The following is a 17,119-nucleotide window of genomic DNA, read 5'->3' as shown; positions in this document are numbered from 1 at the left end:
TTTTGCGCACGATCATGGCATGGGACGCTGACCGCTCACAAGTCACCCAACGGGAGAGCGTCAATGCCACTCAATCAACAACATCGCTGGAAAGTACTGGCTGCGGGAGTTGGCGCGAACGTCAGTTTTTCCTGCGTGGTCGGCGGTGTACCGGCCACGGCGGTGTATCTGCGCAGCAGCTATCAGTTGTCGAACAGTGAACTGGGGCTGGCACTGGGTATTCTCGGGCTCGGCATTGCCGTGAGTGAAATCCCCTGGGGCTTGCTGACCGACCGCTGGGGCGACCGCCCTGTGCTGCTGACAGGCTTGTTGAGCGCTGCACTGTCTTTACTCTTGCTCGCGGCTTTTGCCGGGCATGCCCCCACCGCGCTGGGGTTGTGTCTTGGACTGTTCGCCACCGGCGTGTTGGGCAGCAGCGTCAACGGCGCCAGTGGCCGGGCGATCATGCTGTGGTTTCAGGAGCGCGAACGCGGGCTGGCCATGAGCATTCGGCAAACCGCCGTACCCACCGGCTATGCATTGGGCGCAATCGTTTTGCCCTGGCTCGCCCACACTTATGGGTTCAGCGCGGTATTTGCTGCTGCCGCGGCGTTGTGCCTGCTGTGCAGTGGCCTGGTCTGGCGCTGGATTCATGAGCCAGAAATCGCCCAGGCCAAGCCTGCACTCAAGCGTGTCAGCCCGCTGCGTGATCTGAACGTATGGCGCGCCGTGCTCGCCATCAGCCTGCTCTGCGCACCGCAATTTACTCTTGTGACCTATGCCGTGGTGTTCTTCCACGATGGCGTCGGCCTGAGCGTGGCGACGGCTTCGTTGGCGCTGGCAGTGATTCAGGCGGGCGCCATTGTCGGCCGTTTGTGGAGCGGCCACTGGACCGATCAACGCAATAACCGCCCGACCTTTCTAAAAGCCTGCGCCTTGTTCAGCGCCGCAGCGTTCCTGGGGCTGAGCATCGCCAGCGGCGTACTGCCAATGCCTTCCGCATTGGCCAGCGTTGTACTGCCCGTCGTGCTGATCGTTGCCGGTACGCTGGTGTCGATCTGGCACGGTGTGGCCTACGCCGAACTGGCCACCCTTGCCGGGGCCCAACGCTCAGGCACGGCCATCGCCATGGGGAACAGCGGCGCCTTCCTCGGTTTGTTCCTCGCGCCCCTCGTTGCGTCTGCCGCCGTGAGCCAGTGGGGATGGGGAGCGCTTTGGGCACTCTGCGCCGTGTGCGCGCTGGTGGCGGCCTTGTTATTTGCCGTTCAAAACCGGTAGCAGCACTTTTACTTCGAGCCCGCCGTCAGGGCGATTGCAGAGGGTTAGTGTGCCGCCCTGCCCCAACACAATCGCTCTGGCGGCCGACAAGCCCAAGCCCACGCCGCCGGTGTTTTTATTGCGCGAACCTTCAAGGCGAAAGAACGGTGCGAACACCTGTTCCTGGCTCTCAGGTGCAATCCCCGGGCCTCGGTCAAGTACCAGCAAGGTCACCTGCTGGTCGTCTGCGCTCAGCTCAATCGTCGGTTCTTGAGCGTATTTGACGGCGTTGTCCAGCAGGTTGCCCACCACCCGCTTGATGCCCATGGGCCGACCAAAAAAGACCAGATGCTGCGGGCTGCTGATTGCGATGTCGATGGACTGATCGCGGTAGTCGTCGGTCAGAGTCCGCAGCAGTTCTGCCAGATCAAATGAAGTGGCCTCTTCGAGGCGGGCGTCATCGCGAAAAAACTCCAGACTGGCATTGATCATGGCCTGCATCTCATCGACGTCGCGAAACAGCCGCTGCTGTTGCTCGGAGTCTTCGATGAACTCACCACGCAGACGCATGCGCGTCAGCGGCGTGCGCAAGTCATGGGAAATAGCCGCCAGCATTTGCGTACGGTCGTTGATGAAGTGCTGCAATTGCCCTTGCATGGCATTGAACGCAACGATCACCTGGCGGATTTCTATGGGCCCGACCGGCTCAATCGGCGGAGCGCCAAAGTCTGCACCGAAACGCCGGGCACCTTCGGCAAAATGGCGCAACGGTTTGGCCAGATGACGCGTCGCAATCAGCGCGACCAGCACGGTCGAGATCAGTACCAGGACGATCAGGATCAAGTTGCGCTGCCACTCCCCTAGCCCCCAACTGCGCGCTGCTGCGCTGAACATCAACCAGGAGCCATCAGACAACTGCACGACCAAGGCGTAATAGCCGTGTCCCTGCGGCCAATCGTCGGGGTGATAAACCTCCAGTTGCTGGTCAGGTTTGTCCAACAGTTGCCTGCCCTCGGGGGTGACGGTTCGACGCAAATCATCATGGACCGCCGGCAAGTTCATTTCTTGATGCGTTGCGTGCCAACTGACGGTGGATTTGGCGTTACTCGCCGTGGCTGCCAGATGCGCACGCAACTCAGGGGGCGCGGCTTCGATCATATGAGTGGTTAACGCGGTGCGTTCGAGCAAGCCTATTTCGCTCAAGGGCGGGTAAGCCCAAACGCCAGCCAGTTGCGTAAACAGGGCATTGAAGGCCAGCGCAGTGAGCATGGCGGCAAGCGTGGTCAGGGCGATCCAGCGCGTGAGGGTGTCGTGCGAGCGCAGGCTCCAGCCTGAAAACCAGCGCTTCACTTGCGAACCACGCCGAGCGTGAACAGGTAACCGACGTTGCGTACCGTACGAATCATCTCTACCCCGTTGCTGTCGAACTCCAGCTTGCGCCGCAGGCGGCTGACCTGAACGTCGATGCTGCGATCAAACGCTTCATGGGCAGGGCCACGGGCCAGGTCCAGCAACACTTCACGGGTCAGAATGCGCTGCGGGTGCTCCAGAAAAACCAGCAGCAAATCAAACTCGCCGGCCGACAGCGGGATCATTACCTGCTGCGGAGAGCGTAACTCGCGGCGCGTGAGGTCCAGTTGCCAATTGGCAAACACAAGGATTGGCCGCGGCACTTCGCCGGTCACCGGCTGGCTGTCGGCCGCCCGGCGCAGCACCGCACGCACCCGGGCCAGAAGCTCGCGGGCGTCAAAAGGTTTGCTCAGGTAATCGTCGGCCCCCATTTCCAGGCCAACCACCCGGTCACTCAGCTCGCCCATGGCGGTCAGCATGATAACGGGCGTGGAATACTGCTGGCGCAGGCGTTGGCACAGGGCCAGGCCGTTTTCTCCGGGCAGCATCAAGTCAAGAATGATCAAGTCGGGTGGCTGGATCGCCACGGCCGCCCACAGCGCCGCGCCATCGATAGCGACCTGCACCGAATAGCCGTGCTGCTCAAAGAATTTTTTCAGTAGCGCAAGGACCTCAATGTCATCGTCTACGATCAACAGACTGCTCACCGGCGCATCACTTAAGTTCTGTAAGAATTCATATCTAAAACTATTCAGCGCGCCCCGTCATATATTTCAACTTGGCAACAAAGCAGACATACACGCGCAAAACGCGGGTGCGAGCATCAGCCTCCCGCGATCGAGAAGGTGTGCCATGTCTGCTGATAATTCACCCATGCTGCTGGAGCAACGCCTGGTAAAAAGTGACACCGCCAGCCTGCAATGCAGTGAAACCAGCCTGTGCCTGTCGGATGATCGGGATGAAATCGTGCTCACTCGCTACATTGAGCATTACAGCCTCGACGACGTGCACTGGGTTGAGCGCACTCATCGGGTGCCGGTGAGCGCGCTGCTCAAATGGATGATGTCGCAGGGTGAAGCACTGACCGTAAGGCAGGGTCAAGACGGGGGCTAGCCCTCGTCTGGCGGCGCCGAGCGGGATTCCAGGTCGATAGCCTCTGGCCAGTGCACTTTGGGCGCGAGGCGGCGGGCGAGGTTGAAGCGTATTTTTTCGTTGTTCCAGTCGCGGGGCGGACGCGGGAACAAGGGCAGCGCTTGCGGGCCTTGCTGCATAAAGAGCTGGGCCATGGCCCAGTACATTTCACCTTGCTGGATATCGTGGGCGAAGTGAAAACGGTCGACTACCTTATGAGTACCGGGCTCCAGTACTGCCAGCGTGACTGTCTGGATCGAGCCGCCGCTGCCCATGGCGCCATAAATGCTGCAGGCTTCGGCGTGAAGATTGTCCCAGTCATACACTTCAACGCGAGCCCCCCAGGCGCTGCGGCTGAAGGGTTTGAGGCCGTTACGACGAAAGCGGTAGACATAGACTTTGCGTCGGGCGCGGTTGAAGCGGATGGGTTCGTCGCGTGGGGCTGAAGTGTCCATTCTCCAGAAGTACATGCCCGCCCATAGCGTTATAACGCCCGCAATAATCAAGAAGATACTTGGAGTAATTGAAGGTGTTTTTCCCGTTTCAATTACATGTGAAATTAAAACGGTAGGGGCAGCACAGAAGAGCAAAAACATTAAAGGTGCTAGCAAAACACCAATCCCGCGCATCCTCATCGTTGCGCGCGCTAATTCAAGGTAAATATCATCTACATGGTTGGGAGGGTTTGAGAGTACTGGCGGGTAAGGTTCTGTAGATGGAGGCTCATTAGGGCCAGGAAGATCGTGCTTCCAGCCCGGAGCTGGTTTATCGAGCAAAGGTGTTTTAAATAACATGTGTACTTTCCAGTTCGCAGTGAGCAGGCAGCCACAGGGCGAACGAAATATGAGGGTTAGCCGTGCATCGACGGCGCCGAGCGTGACTCCAGGTCGATAGCCTCTGGCCAGTGCACTTTGGGCGCGAGACGGCGGGCGAGGTTGAAGCGTATTTTTTCGTTGTTCCAGTCACGGGGCGGGCGCGGGAACGAGGGCAGCGCTTGCGGGCCTTGCTGCATAAAGAGCTGGGCCATGGCCCAGTACATTTCACCTTGCTGCAGCTCATGGGCGAAATGAAAGCGATCAATCACCTTTCGGGTGCCGGGCTCCAGCACAGCCAAGGTGACCGTCTCAATCAGACCACCGCTGCCCATGGCTCCATAAATACTGCAGGCCTCGGCGTGCAGATTGTCCCAGTCATACACTTCAGCGCGTGCCCCCCAGGCGCTGCGGCTGAAGGGCTTCAGCCCGTTGTGACGGAAGCGGTAGACATAGACCTTGCCTCGGGCGCGGTTGAAACGGATGGGTTCGTCGCGTGGGGCTTCAGTGTCCATTCTCCAGATGTAGACTCCGAAGGATGAGCCTGTAATAAACAGAACGGAACCGAAAAAACTCAGCATCAAGGGAGGTGAATACTGCACTGTTACAACAAAAATAATTAACCCAGCGGGAAAAATCATAGATAACAGAAATATAAAAAGTGCTAACCAAACACCAATCCCACGCATCCTCATCGTGGCGCGCGCCAACTCAAGGTACACATCATCAACATGATTGGGAGGATTAGTGAGTACTGGCGGGTAAGGTTCTTTAGATGGAGGCTCGTTTGGCCCCGGTAAATCTCGCTTCCAGCCCGGAGCCGGTTTATCGAGTAAAGGTGTTTTAAATAGCATAAGTACGTTCCAGTTCTCAGTGAGCAAGCAGCCACAGGGCGAACGAAATAGGCAAGCTAGCCGGGCATTGACGGCGCCGAGCGGGACTCCAGATCGATAGCCTCTGGCCAGTGCACTTTGGGCGCGAGGCGGCGGGCGAGGTTGAAGCGTATTTTTTCGTTGTTCCAGTCACGGGGCGGGCGCGGGAACGACGGCAGCGCTTGCGGTCCTTGCTGCATAAAGAGCTGGGCCATGGCCCAGTACATTTCACCTTGCTGGATATCGTGGGCGAAGTGAAAACGGTCGACTACCTTACGGGTACCGGGCTCCAGTACTGCCAGCGTGACTGTCTGGGTCGAGCCGCCGCTGCCCATGGCGCCATAAATGCTGCAGGCTTCGGCGTGCAGATTGTCCCAGTCATACACTTCAGGGCGTGCCCCCCAGGCGCTGCAGCTGAAGGGCTTGAGCCCGTTGTGACGGAAGCGGTAGACATAGACCTTGCGTCGGGCGCGGTTGAAACGGATGGGCTCGTCGCGTGGGGCTGAAGTGTCCATTCTCCAAAAGTACATTCCCGCCCATAGGGCTGTAATACACCCGCAGAGGCCAACTAAGACTAGAGATAGTGAAGGCGCTCTATGTTCTGTAAGTGCATACAAAATCAGAGTGGCCGGAAAAACTATGGACAGCAGGAAATTAAAGGGGGCTAGCCAAACGCCTACCCCACGCATCCTCATCGTGGCGCGCGCCAACTCAAGGTACACATCATCAACATGATTGGGTGGATTAGTAAGTACTGGCGGGTAAGGCTCTATGGATGGAGGCTCGTTTGGCCCCGGTAAATCACGCTTCCAGCCCGGGGCCGGTTTATCGAGTAGAGGTGTTTTAAATAACGTGCGTTCTTTCCAGTTCAGGTAAGTGCCATTTACCTCTTCGATCTTTCGAGGAGGTGCCAGCAGTAAAAGGTCAAGTTCAGTGTTTATGGCTTTCATCAAAGTTTGCCGTAGGACAGATACGAAATAAGCGAACTAAGAGCAGACAGGCCATGTGGTTTACTGGTGATCCATTAAGGTGAGTTCCGCATAGGCATCGAGAATGTCGCGATTTGGCCAGTAGGTCAGGGACAAAGTGGCCGCTTCGATGTTGTGTCGACGGCTATCGGGCAGCAGCTCAATCGCGCCTTTGATATCTTTTATTTGCAGCGTGCGGGCATCGGCGGACGTGACTGTCCGAATATTTAGGGTGGGTGTGGTGCTGCTGGCCTGGTAATCCGGTTTTTTTGGCAGTTTGGGAACGGCCAGTGCTGTTTGACGCTTGCTGGCTGGCGTCGCCAGTTCGGGCGGGTTCAAATTGCCTTGCGCCACGACCTCACCGCCCGTGTACTGATCGGCCGCACCATCGCCGTGGCGATGGACCGTAAGTGACCAGCGATATGCCGAACGTTCGGCATCGAAGAGCGGCAGGACCAGGCGATATTCCAGTTGTCGCCTGAGGATTGCCGAGCTTTTGCCCATGTTGCCGGGTGAGTCGGTTTCGACGAGTCGCAAGCTGAAGTTGACGCCCGCCTGAATACCCATGGTCGCGGCGTTGAGTTCGGCAATAGCCAAGGCGGCATGTTCAGGTTTGTCCCAATGAACGGGGGGTGTTTCATTGTGATAACCGAAGTAGCAGCGGCGGGCCCAGCGCTCTAGCGCTGTTGACTCTTCTGCTTCTGCCCATTTGAGTAGCGCGTATCCTGCTAAACCGAGTATTAAGGCGATGCCGAGTGGACCTAGGAGCGCTGTAGCACCTGTTGCGGCAGCCCAGATACCAAATCCGGCTCCAATACCTGAAACTGTTGCAGAAAATACATATCTGGATGTCGCAGTAGTATCCCCCCCCTTCGAACTACGACTAGCAGCAAACCCCGCTTGAGTCGCATCATATAAACCAGCAACTGCGCCAATTGTCGCACCGGCTCTAGCCAGCAAGCGTCCGGTATTAGCCAGGGTTTTAAACCTTGCTGTTCGGGCAGGGTTTAGTGCGTTGCTTTTTTGTAGTCGGCTTGAGCCAGCTTCCAGTGAAAGGCCCACAATCTCAACCCCGCCACCCAACACCCCCAAACTACTCCCGTACAGCGCCAACCTGGCCTCATCGGATTTATCCCCAATGGCCTTTTCCGCTTCTTCAACGTTCTTCTTCAATGAGTCGCTGGCTAAGTAGAGCCCGCCAATGGCCAGCAGCAGTTCGCTGCTGGTGGCGACACCGCGCAGCCCGGTAAAGCCGGTGCGCACCCAGTGCGCCGCTTGTTGGGTTGATACTTTGAGGCCTTGCAGCAGCTTGCGCGTTTGCGGGTCGAGGGTGCCAAAACCGACGGTGACGTTCACCAGCAAGGCGTGTGCGCTTCGGCCCAGATGATCCACGCCCAAGTTGGCCTGGCGCATCAGGCTGTCTTGCAGTTCGGTGACTTTGCCTTCGACCCAAACGCTGATGGTCACGGCATGGTCAGCTATTTTGGGGTGTAATACCGCCAGGCTGAGCAGGCCGTTCTGGATGATCGGGCGTACCTGTTTGCGCGCTTGGCGGGCCTCATGGTCGATCTCGCCCAACTTGTCTTTCGCGCTGTCCCAGGTGCGGTCGATGGCATCAGAGGCTTTTTGTTGCAGGCTGCGCAGGTATTCGGATTGCAGGGCGTAGTACTGACCCAGAGTCATCGTCACTTTGAGCTGGGTCAGATGCACGCCGTTATAGAGCAGTTGCACGGCACAGTTAAGACGCGACACAACATGCGCCACAGCCGTGCTGAGTGCCGGTTGCAAGCGGGCCGCTGCGCTGTTGAGAGCCCCCAGAAGTTGCGCCATGGCCAGTTGCAGATGAGGGCGAACAGAGTGTTTGAACTCGTCGCTGCCGATGAGCGCGACAATCGTGGAATAGAGCTTTTCAGTGTCGTTCCACTCACTCTCATCTGTCTCAGCGTTAAAGCTGGGCAGCAGGTCTGCCAGCAGTTTTTTGTCACGGACTAACAGGGCGCGATAGACCGGGCTTTGCGGATTTTTAAGCCAATCGCTCCACAGTGATGCCGTAGGGCCGGTGTATGCAGGAGGGTTCTGAGTGTGTGAGCCCTTGTCTTGCGGGGGCGGCGCCTCGCTAATGCCGCCCTCCAGGCAGCGTGCCATGGTTTGGCAGTAAGCCAGCCCTGACGGGCGATTGGCCCCGTCGTAGTCATGTTGCTCGATTCGTACAAACTGCTGTGAGCGGCAGGCGGCAACGTAGGCGTGTGCGCTCTGATCGATATAGCGCTGGTAGTTCGCCAACGCCTCTTCATAAAGTCGCTGAAACAGGGCGCGGGCTTGTTCGTCGTAACGCTCTTCCAGCGCCTCATCGGCGCTCAGGGTTCTTTGCCGTACGAGTCGTTCGCGTTGCACCTCGGGGCTGGAAAAGTCCGGTGGGCCATCGCCACTGACAGGATCAATCGCTGGCGGTGTCTGATTGTCAGCGGTTTCGCGGTTTACGACGCGGATAGCCAGCAACAGCTGAGAGGTCTGGTACTTGTAGGCCCGCTCTGGCTCGCTCATCCACTGCTGTCGGGTCTCGATCCAGCCGTTACGCAGGTCGTTGTATTCCTGCACCAGACCGATAGTGTCATCCAGCACAAAGGCCAGTACGCCTTGCTGGAGTTTATGGGTCGCGATGGCGCCAATCACAAAGCCCTTCAGCGCGCCTACACGATGGGCCCGGCTGCAAAACCCATGCACGCTATTGAAATACGGCGCGTGCGCTTGTTGTGAGTGCTCGTAGAAGCGCCAGTCTTTTACCGGTGGGTTAAGTGTTAGGACTGCGGATGAGGCTGCGGTTTTATGCGCTTGGTACTCGTAGACCTGCTTGTCCACCTGCAGGTTTTCAGTGTTCATGGCCAGGCCGACGCTGGCCGGATTGTCGCGTGCGCTGGCGAGGTCGAGCTTTTGAAAGCGCTCTGGAGCGCGACCGGCTTTGTAACCGTCCAGCACGCTGGCAGGCCAAGGGTCGCTGGCAAAGGCCAGCCAGGCGGTGGCGTGTTTGTCGGTGTCTATGTTGAGGAACGATGCCGGGCCATCGTGATGGGCGCTGACGCATGCATCTGACAGAGAAGCCTCGTTGGCGGGCGCTGGCTCGTAGGGGTTGAACTGGCGCAAATAGCCGTCCGGCGTCACCTGATAAGCCTGCCAGATCGAACGATCCAGCAGCACGTAGAGGTAGCCCGCACGCAAGGTGCGCAACCCCATGCGCGTATCGGTTTGTACGGTATCGGGTCGGGTTTGTTCATCCCGTGAGCGCGGCACGAGGGCGTGGCGCAACGGCAGAATGGGCAGGCCCTTACGTTGACAGGCCCTGCAACGGTCCGTTGAAACGGCCGTTTCGCTGATGGCGATGTTGAGTTGTGCACCCACAGTCATGGACAGGCTCCGGCATAGGTTAAATCCTCCACAACTTGCCTCCAGGCGCTGTCGTTGAAGAGAGCAAACAAGGTGCTGAGCGGTCGCTGTTCTTGGACAGCCTGCTTGATCACGCCGCGAACGCCGGCATGTTCATGCAGGCGCGGGTGCAGCATCAGGTGGAACAAGGCCAGTGTCAGGAGGTCGGATTGTTGTGCGAGCCCCAGCGTGCGGGCTTGGCGGATTTGCATGTAAGCCTTTGCAGCGGCTAGCGGCGGGAGTGCTGTAGGGCCGTTCCAGCGATCAGGTGCATAGGTGAGTGGCACTTGCAGCGCCCGCCGCCAACTGCTCAGCAGTGCAGACACCATGGGCACATCCTGCTGTATGGCGTAAGCGCGCTCGTCGGGAGCAGAACCCTGATCGGGGATGCCTGTCAGCACACCGCTGTCGCCGCTGCTAGTGGGCAGCAGCCAGTGTCGAACTGGCCACCACGGCCCCGGTTCATTACGACGGTAAGTGGCGACGAGCAACTCCAGGCGAAGGGGTTCATGCACCGGCAAATACGTGCATGTCTGCCCCTGCGTCAGTTGGCCCAGAGCGATGACATGGGCGCTGACGGTCTGTGCATTGGCGCCACTGCTGAGCCAGCCACACACATAGCGTTTGTGGCGGGCAAAATCATCTTTTGCGCGCAGAGCCGAGAGTGCCAACAGCTGTTGTGAGGGCGACCTGCCCGGCTCGGCCAGAGTCACGAGCACGGGGCAAGCTAATGGCGTATGCATCAAATCGGGACGCAGCAGGGGCGTAATGGCTTCCCGGCCGAGGGTTTGACGCAACGCCTCAATGTGCAACGGGTCGTCCGAGGCGCAGTCAGCCGACAGATCGAGCAGCAAGTACAACGTGTCGTCGGCGGCATGTTGTTGCGCGACGAATGCCTGAACAGTGGCCGGAGTCATCGATTTTTCTCCACGCAGGTCTGGCCTGTATCGGGCAGCAACGTCAGCGCCAGGGCATTACCTTCACCTGCTGCTTTGGCCGTCACCGGGCCCTGCAAGGTGATTGCAACGCCATTGAGATGGATGCCCTGTGCATCCAGCGTGATACTGCCGCCGGGACCCTGGAACACCACGCGTTCACTGGCCTGCAGTTGATAGACCGTGGTGGCTTGGTGCATGCCTTGGCCTGCGGTCAAACGATGCTGGCCTTTGATTGTGCTTTGGCTGTGGCCACCGACTTCGCTTTGGTGATTGGCGGAGGTGGAGTCGTAGCGATCATTGCCGACCTGCTGCCAAAGGTCTTTGCCGATGGTGACCTCATGGTTACGCCCGATGGACAGCGAGCGGTCTCGTCCGATCTCATTGGACTGGTCATGTGCAATGCAGAGGTGTTCGTCATTGCCTACTTCCTCCTTCCGGTCATTGCCCACAAACGTCGTGTTGTCATGCTTGATGTAAACGTTCTTGTCCCGCTCGGCATGGATGTAAACCTCTTGCTGGCCTACCTCATCCTCAAAGCGCAGTTCGTTAAACCCCGTGCCTTTGTGGGTGCGGCTTTTGATGGTCATGCGGGTTTTGTGTTTGGGCAGTTCGTAGGGCGGCAGGTTGGCCTGGCGGTAGGCTCTGCCGGTGGCGATGGGTTGGTCGGGGTCGCCGTCGAGGTAGCTGATGATCAGTTCCTGGCCGATGCGCGGCACGGCCATGGCGCCCCATAAAGTGCCCGCCCAGCCTTGGGTGACGCGGATCCAGCAGGAGCTGTGGTCGTTTTCCTGGCTGTCGCGGTCCCACGGGAAGCTGACTTTGACCCGGCCCCATTCGTCGCAGTAGATCTCTTCGCCTGGCGGGCCGACCACGGTGGCGGTGTGCGGGCCGTCGATGCAGGGTTTGGGCTGCAACGGGGCTTTCCACTCGGCGTCCCAGCGGATGGCGCTGGCCTTTAAATGGTAGGTGGTGCTGTAGTCGCTACCGCCAGCTTCTTCTTGCAGGCTGCTGTGTTGTTTGCCGGTGTGCTCAAGGGCGATGCTGCGCCAGCGATCGTTGAAATCGGGGCGTGGGTGTTCGCTCAGGTCGAAGGCCAGGCCGGGTTGCAGGCGGGCATCGTCGCCTTCGAGTTCGGCCATGCGCGCGTCGCTGCGCAAGGCGTGGAGGCGGGTCTTGGTAAAAGGTTTACCCGCTGCATCGCGTTTGTAGCGGCCGGGGTAGTCGTAGCGCTCGTAGTCCTTGTGCTGGTTTTTCAGGGCCAGGCCGCCTTCGGCGGTGTGCTGCTGGTTGTAGCGCGGGTGGGTGAAGGTGTAATCGCGCTGGACTTGCCGAGAAGTGCGCACCTGCTCGGTGTAACTGAAGCGATGCAAGGCAGGCTCTGCCGAATCGCCACCGCCCATGGGCTGATAAAGCACCGGGCAGTCTTTGTGGGTGCCGATGGTGCCCAGACCGCCGACGCGATCGGTGAGGATCAAGGTGTGGCCGTCGGTGCGGTGTTCGAAGGTGTAGAGCAGGCCTTCTTCAGCGGCGAGGCGGGCAATAAAGTCGAGGTCGGTTTCGCCCGCCTGCACGCAGTATTCGCGGGTCTGGTGATCGAAACAGATCTGTTTTTCGAGGTCGGTGATGCGTTGGCCCTTAAGCACCAGGGTGATGATCTCGGGCACGGTTTTGTACTGAAACATCCGCCAGTTAGAGCGCAGGCCCGCACGGGCCAAGGTTGGCTCGATCACCGCGTGGTAGCGGGTACGGCGAAAACCGGTGTCGCCCTGACGAAACAGACTGACCAGACCATGGACATAGCGCACCGGCGTTTCGCCGCGCCACACCGTGAACAGCGCGCCCAGATCTAGGACACGATTAAAGTCCACCGCCGGGTCATGGCTGACCAGGTCCAGGTTTAATTTGAAGGGTTGCGACAAGCCTTCTTCGAGCTTGAACTCGACCACCTCAAAGGCATCACCTTGCAGGGGCTCGAAGGTAAAACGCAGATCGCTTTGACGGGGCATGGGCGCTCCTGAGGCGGCAAGCACCCTACCCCGGATTTCACCGGTAGAAGGCAACTGGCACGGCGTGGATCTAGACCAAGGGAGGGAGGATTTTGACGGGCGCTAGCCCTGCACTTGCCTGCCGAGCACAGGCAAGTGGACAGGACATAATTTTGGAGTGGTGCCGGAGCATTGTTTCGACATTAGGGATGTCCTTTTTCCTATTCAGAATAAGGAACATTTAACCCTGTAAAGACCCAAGCTGTACTGTAGGCCTGATAGCTTTTTGGCGTGGGAATAGTCCTAGGAAAAGCCGCCCCGCCTACGACGTCGCGCTATCGCGCAGCAAGCAGGCCACCGAATTATTCAGCATCCCCCAATCGGTCGCTTCTCCTTCGGGAGAGGCGTGGTGAGGGCTTTTAGATCAAAAGCCAGGTCAAAAGATCGCGAGACAAGCTCGCTCCTACAGGGGCTTTAGAATCAATCCCATACTTTTTAGGGTGCGGTCTAGATAGAAATGGTCAATTTGGGCAGGATGCGCGGGTCATCTTCGAGCTCAGCGCATAAACGAAAAAACCCGCCTTTCGGCGGGTTTTTCGGACGATTTAGAAGCGCTGAAAGCGGCTCTGAATCTTTATCTGGCTCCACGACCTGGACTCGAACCAGGGACCCAATGATTAACAGTCATTTGCTCTACCAACTGAGCTATCGCGGAATGAGGGCTATCTTACTGATATCTAAAAAGAAGTCAACGCTTTGGCTGACTTCTCTCCAAAAATTTTAGATGACCTTCACAATGGCGTCGGTCACGCCTTCGATGTTGCGCTGGTTCAGGGTTGCAACGCAGATCCGGCCAGTGTCGAGCGCGTAGATGCCGAATTCGGTGCGCAGGCGCCCTACTTGTTCAACGGTCAGGCCGGAGTACGAGAACATGCCGCGCTGACGCGCAACAAAGCTGAAGTCGTGGCCTGGTGCTTTTTTCGCGAGCAGTTCAACCATCTGACGGCGCATGCCGCTGATGCGCTCGCGCATTTCAGCCAGCTCGGCTTCCCACTTGGCACGCAGGTCCGGGCTGTTGAGAACGGCCGCGACAATGCTTGCACCGTGAGTCGGCGGGTTGGAGTAGTTGGTACGGATCACACGCTTGACCTGGGACAGAACGCGAGCGCTCTCGTCTTTGGACTGGGTGACGATCGACAGTGCACCTACACGCTCGCCGTAGATCGAGAACGATTTGGAGAACGAGCTGGACACGAAGAAGCTCAGGCCCGAGTCAGCAAACAGGCGCACGGCAGCGGCGTCTTCGGCGATGCCATCGCCAAAGCCCTGGTAAGCCATGTCCAGGAACGGGATCAGGCCCTTGGCTTTGACGACTTCCAGTACGTTCTGCCAGTCAGCCGGGGTCAGGTCAACGCCGGTCGGGTTGTGGCAGCAGGCGTGCAGCACAACGATCGAGCCGGCAGGCAAGGCGTTGAGGTCTTCGAGCATGCCAGCGCGGTTGACGTCATGGCTGGCGGCGTCGTAGTAACGGTAGTTCTGTACCGGGAAACCCGCGGCCTCGAACAGTGCGCGGTGGTTTTCCCAGCTTGGATCGCTGATGGCGACCACAGCGTCTGGCTGCAGTTGCTTGAGGAAGTCAGCACCGATTTTCAGCGCACCTGTACCGCCAACCGATTGCGTGGTAATCACACGGCCAGCCGCCAACAGTGCCGAGTCAGCACCGAACAGCAGCTTCTGTACTGCCTGGTCGTAGGCTTGAATACCATCGATCGGCAAATAGCCGCGTGAAGCGTGCTCAGCTGCCCGGATCGTTTCGGCTTCGATAACGGCACGCAAGAGTGGAATTCGTCCCTCTTCGTTGCAGTAAACACCAACTCCCAAATTCACTTTGTCGGTACGAGTATCGGCATTGAATGCTTCGTTGAGGCCCAGGATAGGATCGCGTGGTGCCATTTCGACAGCGGAGAACAGGCTCATTATTACGGCGGCTCTGAATGGATGATGGAGGGGGTGACACGCTCCAGCCGATTGCACTAGAGCGGTGCACAAACGGGGAGCAAGTATAAAGCTGATCAGGATTGGGGCAACAGGCGAAACCCGGTTTTGGCCAAGTATTTGAGTTTATTTTTGGCCCACTGGTCTAATTGCAATATTTGCCCAAACCGGCGTGCCAGCCTTACGCCTTGAAACAGTCAGTCACGATCTCCATATTTACACGTATCCTGTTTGCGCTGCGGCATGCGTCGTGTGCAGTCTTTCTCGCTTTGGCCGGGATTACCCCGACTCAAGGAAGCGAAACCAGAGGTCCGTTATGTCCGATTTTCAGCTCGTTACCCGCTTTCAGCCCGCCGGCGACCAGCCCGTGGCCATCCGCCAGATGATCGAAGGCATTGAGGCCGGTCTGTCGCACCAGACCCTGCTCGGGGTAACCGGTTCGGGCAAGACGTTCAGCATTGCCAACGTGATTGCCCATGTCAATCGACCGACGCTGGTGCTGGCGCCGAACAAAACCCTGGCCGCACAGTTGTACGGCGAGTTCAAGTCGTTCTTCCCGAACAACGCGGTGGAATACTTCGTCTCGTACTACGACTACTACCAGCCGGAAGCTTACGTCCCCTCCTCCGATACCTTTATCGAGAAAGACGCATCGATCAACGACCACATCGAACAGATGCGACTGTCGGCAACCAAGGCGTTGCTGGAGCGCAAGGACGCGATCATCGTGACCACGGTGTCGTGCATTTATGGTTTGGGCAGTCCGGAAACCTATCTGAAGATGGTGCTGCACATCGACCGTGGCGACAAACTCGACCAGCGCGAGCTGTTGCGCCGTCTGGCCGACCTGCAATACACCCGTAATGACATGGATTTTGCCCGCGCCACCTTCCGTGTGCGCGGCGATGTGATTGATATCTACCCGGCCGAATCGGACCTTGAGGCGATCCGCATCGAACTGTTCGATGACGAAGTCGAAAGCATCAGCGCCTTTGATCCGCTGACCGGCGAAGTGATCCGCAAAATGCCGCGCTTTACCTTCTATCCGAAAAGCCACTATGTGACCCCGCGCGAAACCTTGCTCGATGCCGTGGAAGGGATCAAGGCAGAACTCAAGGAGCGCCTTGAGTACCTGCGCACCCACGACAAACTGGTCGAGGCGCAGCGTCTGGAACAGCGCACTCGCTTCGATCTGGAAATGATCATGGAGCTGGGTTATTGCAACGGCATCGAAAACTACTCGCGCTACCTCTCGGGCCGTGAGTCGGGCGCCCCGCCACCAACGCTGTTTGATTACCTGCCTGCTGACGCGCTGCTAGTAATCGACGAGTCCCACGTCAGCGTGCCGCAAGTCGGAGCGATGTATAAGGGCGACCGTTCGCGTAAAGAAACCCTGGTGGAGTACGGTTTCCGTCTGCCTTCGGCGCTGGACAACCGGCCGATGCGCTTTGACGAGTGGGAGCGCATCAGCCCGCAAACGATCTTCGTCTCGGCGACCCCGGGCAACTACGAAGCCGAGCACGCGGGCCAGGTGATTGAGCAGGTAGTACGGCCAACCGGTCTGGTCGACCCGCAAATCGAGATTCGCCCGGCGCTGACCCAGGTCGACGATCTGCTCTCCGAAATCAACAAACGCGTAGCGATTGAAGAACGCGTGCTAGTGACCACGCTGACCAAACGCATGTCCGAAGACTTGACCGACTATCTGGCCGATCACGGTGTGCGCGTGCGTTACCTGCACTCGGACATCGACACTGTGGAGCGGGTCGAGATCATTCGCGATTTGCGCCTTGGGGTGTTTGATGTGCTGGTGGGCATCAACTTGCTGCGTGAAGGCCTGGACATGCCTGAAGTGTCGCTGGTGGCGATTCTGGACGCCGACAAGGAAGGCTTCCTGCGTTCCGAACGCTCCTTGATCCAGACCATTGGCCGTGCTGCACGTAACCTCAATGGCCGGGCAATTTTGTACGCCGACCGCATCACCGGGTCGATGGAGCGGGCGATAGGCGAAACCGAACGCCGTCGCGAAAAACAGATCGCCTTCAACGAAGCCAACGGCATCACTCCTAAAGGTGTGTTCAAAGACGTCGCCGATATCATGGAAGGAGCGGTGGTACCGGGTTCGCGCAGCAAGAAGCGCAAAGGCATGGCCAAGGCCGCCGAAGAAAACGCCAAGTACGAAAACGAATTGCGTTCGCCGAGCGAAATCAGCAAACGCATTCGCCAACTGGAAGAAAAAATGTACGCCCTGGCCCGCGACCTGGAATTCGAAGCCGCCGCACAAATGCGCGACGAAATCGGCAAACTCCGGGAGCGGTTGTTGCAGGTTTAATTATCTAAATAACACAGTTAACTGTAGGAGCGAGCTTGCCTCGCGATCTTTTGATTGTTTAAAAGATCGCGAGGCAAGCT

General features: G+C 58.3%; 12 protein-coding genes and 1 tRNA gene. 3 read left to right on the top strand and 10 right to left on the bottom strand.

Going from position 1 to position 17,119, the window contains the following annotated elements:
• The first annotated feature begins 63 nt into the window (after positions 1 to 63).
• Positions 64 to 1,257: an MFS transporter gene (locus QMX84_RS09500; protein ID WP_282363691.1), complete on the top strand. Its 1,194-nt coding sequence runs from the start codon at positions 64 to 66 to the stop codon at positions 1,255 to 1,257.
• Here QMX84_RS09500 and QMX84_RS09495 read toward each other — a convergent pair.
• Positions 1,234 to 2,505 (bottom strand): HAMP domain-containing sensor histidine kinase, encoded by a 1,272-nt coding sequence (locus tag QMX84_RS09495; protein WP_262122803.1) that lies wholly within the window; start codon positions 2,503 to 2,505, stop codon positions 1,234 to 1,236. The two genes, QMX84_RS09500 and QMX84_RS09495, sit on opposite strands and share 24 nt — an antisense overlap.
• 77 nt (positions 2,506 to 2,582) lie before the next feature.
• Positions 2,583 to 3,293, bottom strand: a complete 711-nt coding sequence (locus tag QMX84_RS09490; protein ID WP_282363690.1) for a response regulator transcription factor — start codon at positions 3,291 to 3,293, stop codon at positions 2,583 to 2,585.
• 145 nt (positions 3,294 to 3,438) lie between these two features.
• Between QMX84_RS09490 and QMX84_RS09485 the strand changes: the two genes are divergently transcribed.
• Positions 3,439 to 3,699, top strand: coding sequence for a hypothetical protein (locus QMX84_RS09485; RefSeq protein WP_048369178.1), 261 nt, complete (start codon positions 3,439 to 3,441; stop codon positions 3,697 to 3,699).
• On the opposite strand, the gene QMX84_RS09480 is transcribed toward QMX84_RS09485, so the two are convergent.
• The 8 genes from QMX84_RS09480 to QMX84_RS09445 all read right to left on the bottom strand — a co-directional run bounded on the left by QMX84_RS09480 (position 3,696) and on the right by QMX84_RS09445 (position 14,689).
• Complete coding sequence (locus QMX84_RS09480; protein ID WP_348775193.1) at positions 3,696 to 4,313, bottom strand: DUF6708 domain-containing protein; 618 nt, start codon at positions 4,311 to 4,313, stop codon at positions 3,696 to 3,698. The genes QMX84_RS09485 and QMX84_RS09480 overlap by 4 nt on opposite strands.
• A 254-nt stretch (positions 4,314 to 4,567) precedes the next feature.
• Complete coding sequence (locus QMX84_RS09475; RefSeq protein WP_348775192.1) at positions 4,568 to 5,110, bottom strand: DUF6708 domain-containing protein; 543 nt, start codon at positions 5,108 to 5,110, stop codon at positions 4,568 to 4,570.
• Positions 5,111 to 5,439: 329 nt separating this feature from the next.
• Positions 5,440 to 6,090 (bottom strand): DUF6708 domain-containing protein, encoded by a 651-nt coding sequence (locus tag QMX84_RS09470; RefSeq protein WP_348775191.1) that lies wholly within the window; start codon positions 6,088 to 6,090, stop codon positions 5,440 to 5,442.
• A 321-nt stretch (positions 6,091 to 6,411) separates the two neighbouring features.
• The gene (locus QMX84_RS09465; protein ID WP_282363687.1) at positions 6,412 to 9,771 is read right to left on the bottom strand and encodes a T6SS effector BTH_I2691 family protein; all 3,360 of its coding nucleotides are present in this window, start codon (positions 9,769 to 9,771) and stop codon (positions 6,412 to 6,414) included.
• Positions 9,768 to 10,706, bottom strand: coding sequence for a hypothetical protein (locus tag QMX84_RS09460; RefSeq protein ID WP_282363686.1), 939 nt, complete (start codon positions 10,704 to 10,706; stop codon positions 9,768 to 9,770). The genes QMX84_RS09465 and QMX84_RS09460 overlap by 4 nt, the downstream gene beginning before the upstream one ends.
• The gene (gene tssI, locus QMX84_RS09455) at positions 10,703 to 12,733 is read right to left on the bottom strand and encodes a type VI secretion system tip protein TssI/VgrG (RefSeq protein WP_282363685.1); all 2,031 of its coding nucleotides are present in this window, start codon (positions 12,731 to 12,733) and stop codon (positions 10,703 to 10,705) included. The genes QMX84_RS09460 and tssI overlap by 4 nt, the downstream gene beginning before the upstream one ends.
• 618 nt (positions 12,734 to 13,351) lie before the next feature.
• Positions 13,352 to 13,427, bottom strand: a tRNA-Asn gene (locus QMX84_RS09450).
• 65 nt (positions 13,428 to 13,492) lie between these two features.
• Positions 13,493 to 14,689 carry an amino acid aminotransferase gene (locus tag QMX84_RS09445; RefSeq protein ID WP_262122799.1) on the bottom strand — a complete coding sequence of 399 codons (1,197 nt, stop codon included), beginning with the start codon at positions 14,687 to 14,689 and terminating at the stop codon, positions 13,493 to 13,495.
• Positions 14,690 to 15,023: 334 nt separating this feature from the next.
• On the opposite strand from QMX84_RS09445, the gene uvrB reads away from it, so the two are divergent.
• Positions 15,024 to 17,039: an excinuclease ABC subunit UvrB gene (gene uvrB, locus QMX84_RS09440; RefSeq protein ID WP_262122801.1), complete on the top strand. Its 2,016-nt coding sequence runs from the start codon at positions 15,024 to 15,026 to the stop codon at positions 17,037 to 17,039.
• Positions 17,040 to 17,119: the final 80 nt, after the last annotated feature.

Origin of the sequence: Pseudomonas sp. PS01297, assembly GCF_029959305.1 — a bacterium.
Classification (GTDB): domain Bacteria; phylum Pseudomonadota; class Gammaproteobacteria; order Pseudomonadales; family Pseudomonadaceae; genus Aquipseudomonas; species Aquipseudomonas helleri.
Note: the sequence above shows the minus strand (reverse complement) of the source record. Positions and strands in the feature narration are given on the sequence as shown.

Bases quoted from the DNA above. Each gene is read 5' to 3' on its own strand.
- QMX84_RS09500 (WP_282363691.1), top strand. From the start codon at position 64: ATGCCACTCAATCAACAACATCGCTGGAAAGTACTGGCTGCGGGAGTT.
- QMX84_RS09495 (WP_262122803.1), bottom strand. From the start codon at position 2,505: ATGCTCACTGCGCTGGCCTTCAATGCCCTGTTTACGCAACTGGCTGGC.
- QMX84_RS09485 (WP_048369178.1), top strand. From the start codon at position 3,439: ATGTCTGCTGATAATTCACCCATGCTGCTGGAGCAACGCCTGGTAAAA.
- QMX84_RS09480 (WP_348775193.1), bottom strand. From the start codon at position 4,313: ATGTTTTTGCTCTTCTGTGCTGCCCCTACCGTTTTAATTTCACATGTA.
- QMX84_RS09475 (WP_348775192.1), bottom strand. From the start codon at position 5,110: ATGCTGAGTTTTTTCGGTTCCGTTCTGTTTATTACAGGCTCATCCTTC.
- QMX84_RS09470 (WP_348775191.1), bottom strand. From the start codon at position 6,090: ATGCGTGGGGTAGGCGTTTGGCTAGCCCCCTTTAATTTCCTGCTGTCC.
- QMX84_RS09465 (WP_282363687.1), bottom strand. From the start codon at position 9,771: ATGACTGTGGGTGCACAACTCAACATCGCCATCAGCGAAACGGCCGTT.
- QMX84_RS09460 (WP_282363686.1), bottom strand. From the start codon at position 10,706: ATGACTCCGGCCACTGTTCAGGCATTCGTCGCGCAACAACATGCCGCC.
- tssI (WP_282363685.1), bottom strand. From the start codon at position 12,733: ATGCCCCGTCAAAGCGATCTGCGTTTTACCTTCGAGCCCCTGCAAGGT.
- QMX84_RS09445 (WP_262122799.1), bottom strand. From the start codon at position 14,689: ATGAGCCTGTTCTCCGCTGTCGAAATGGCACCACGCGATCCTATCCTG.
- uvrB (WP_262122801.1), top strand. From the start codon at position 15,024: ATGTCCGATTTTCAGCTCGTTACCCGCTTTCAGCCCGCCGGCGACCAG.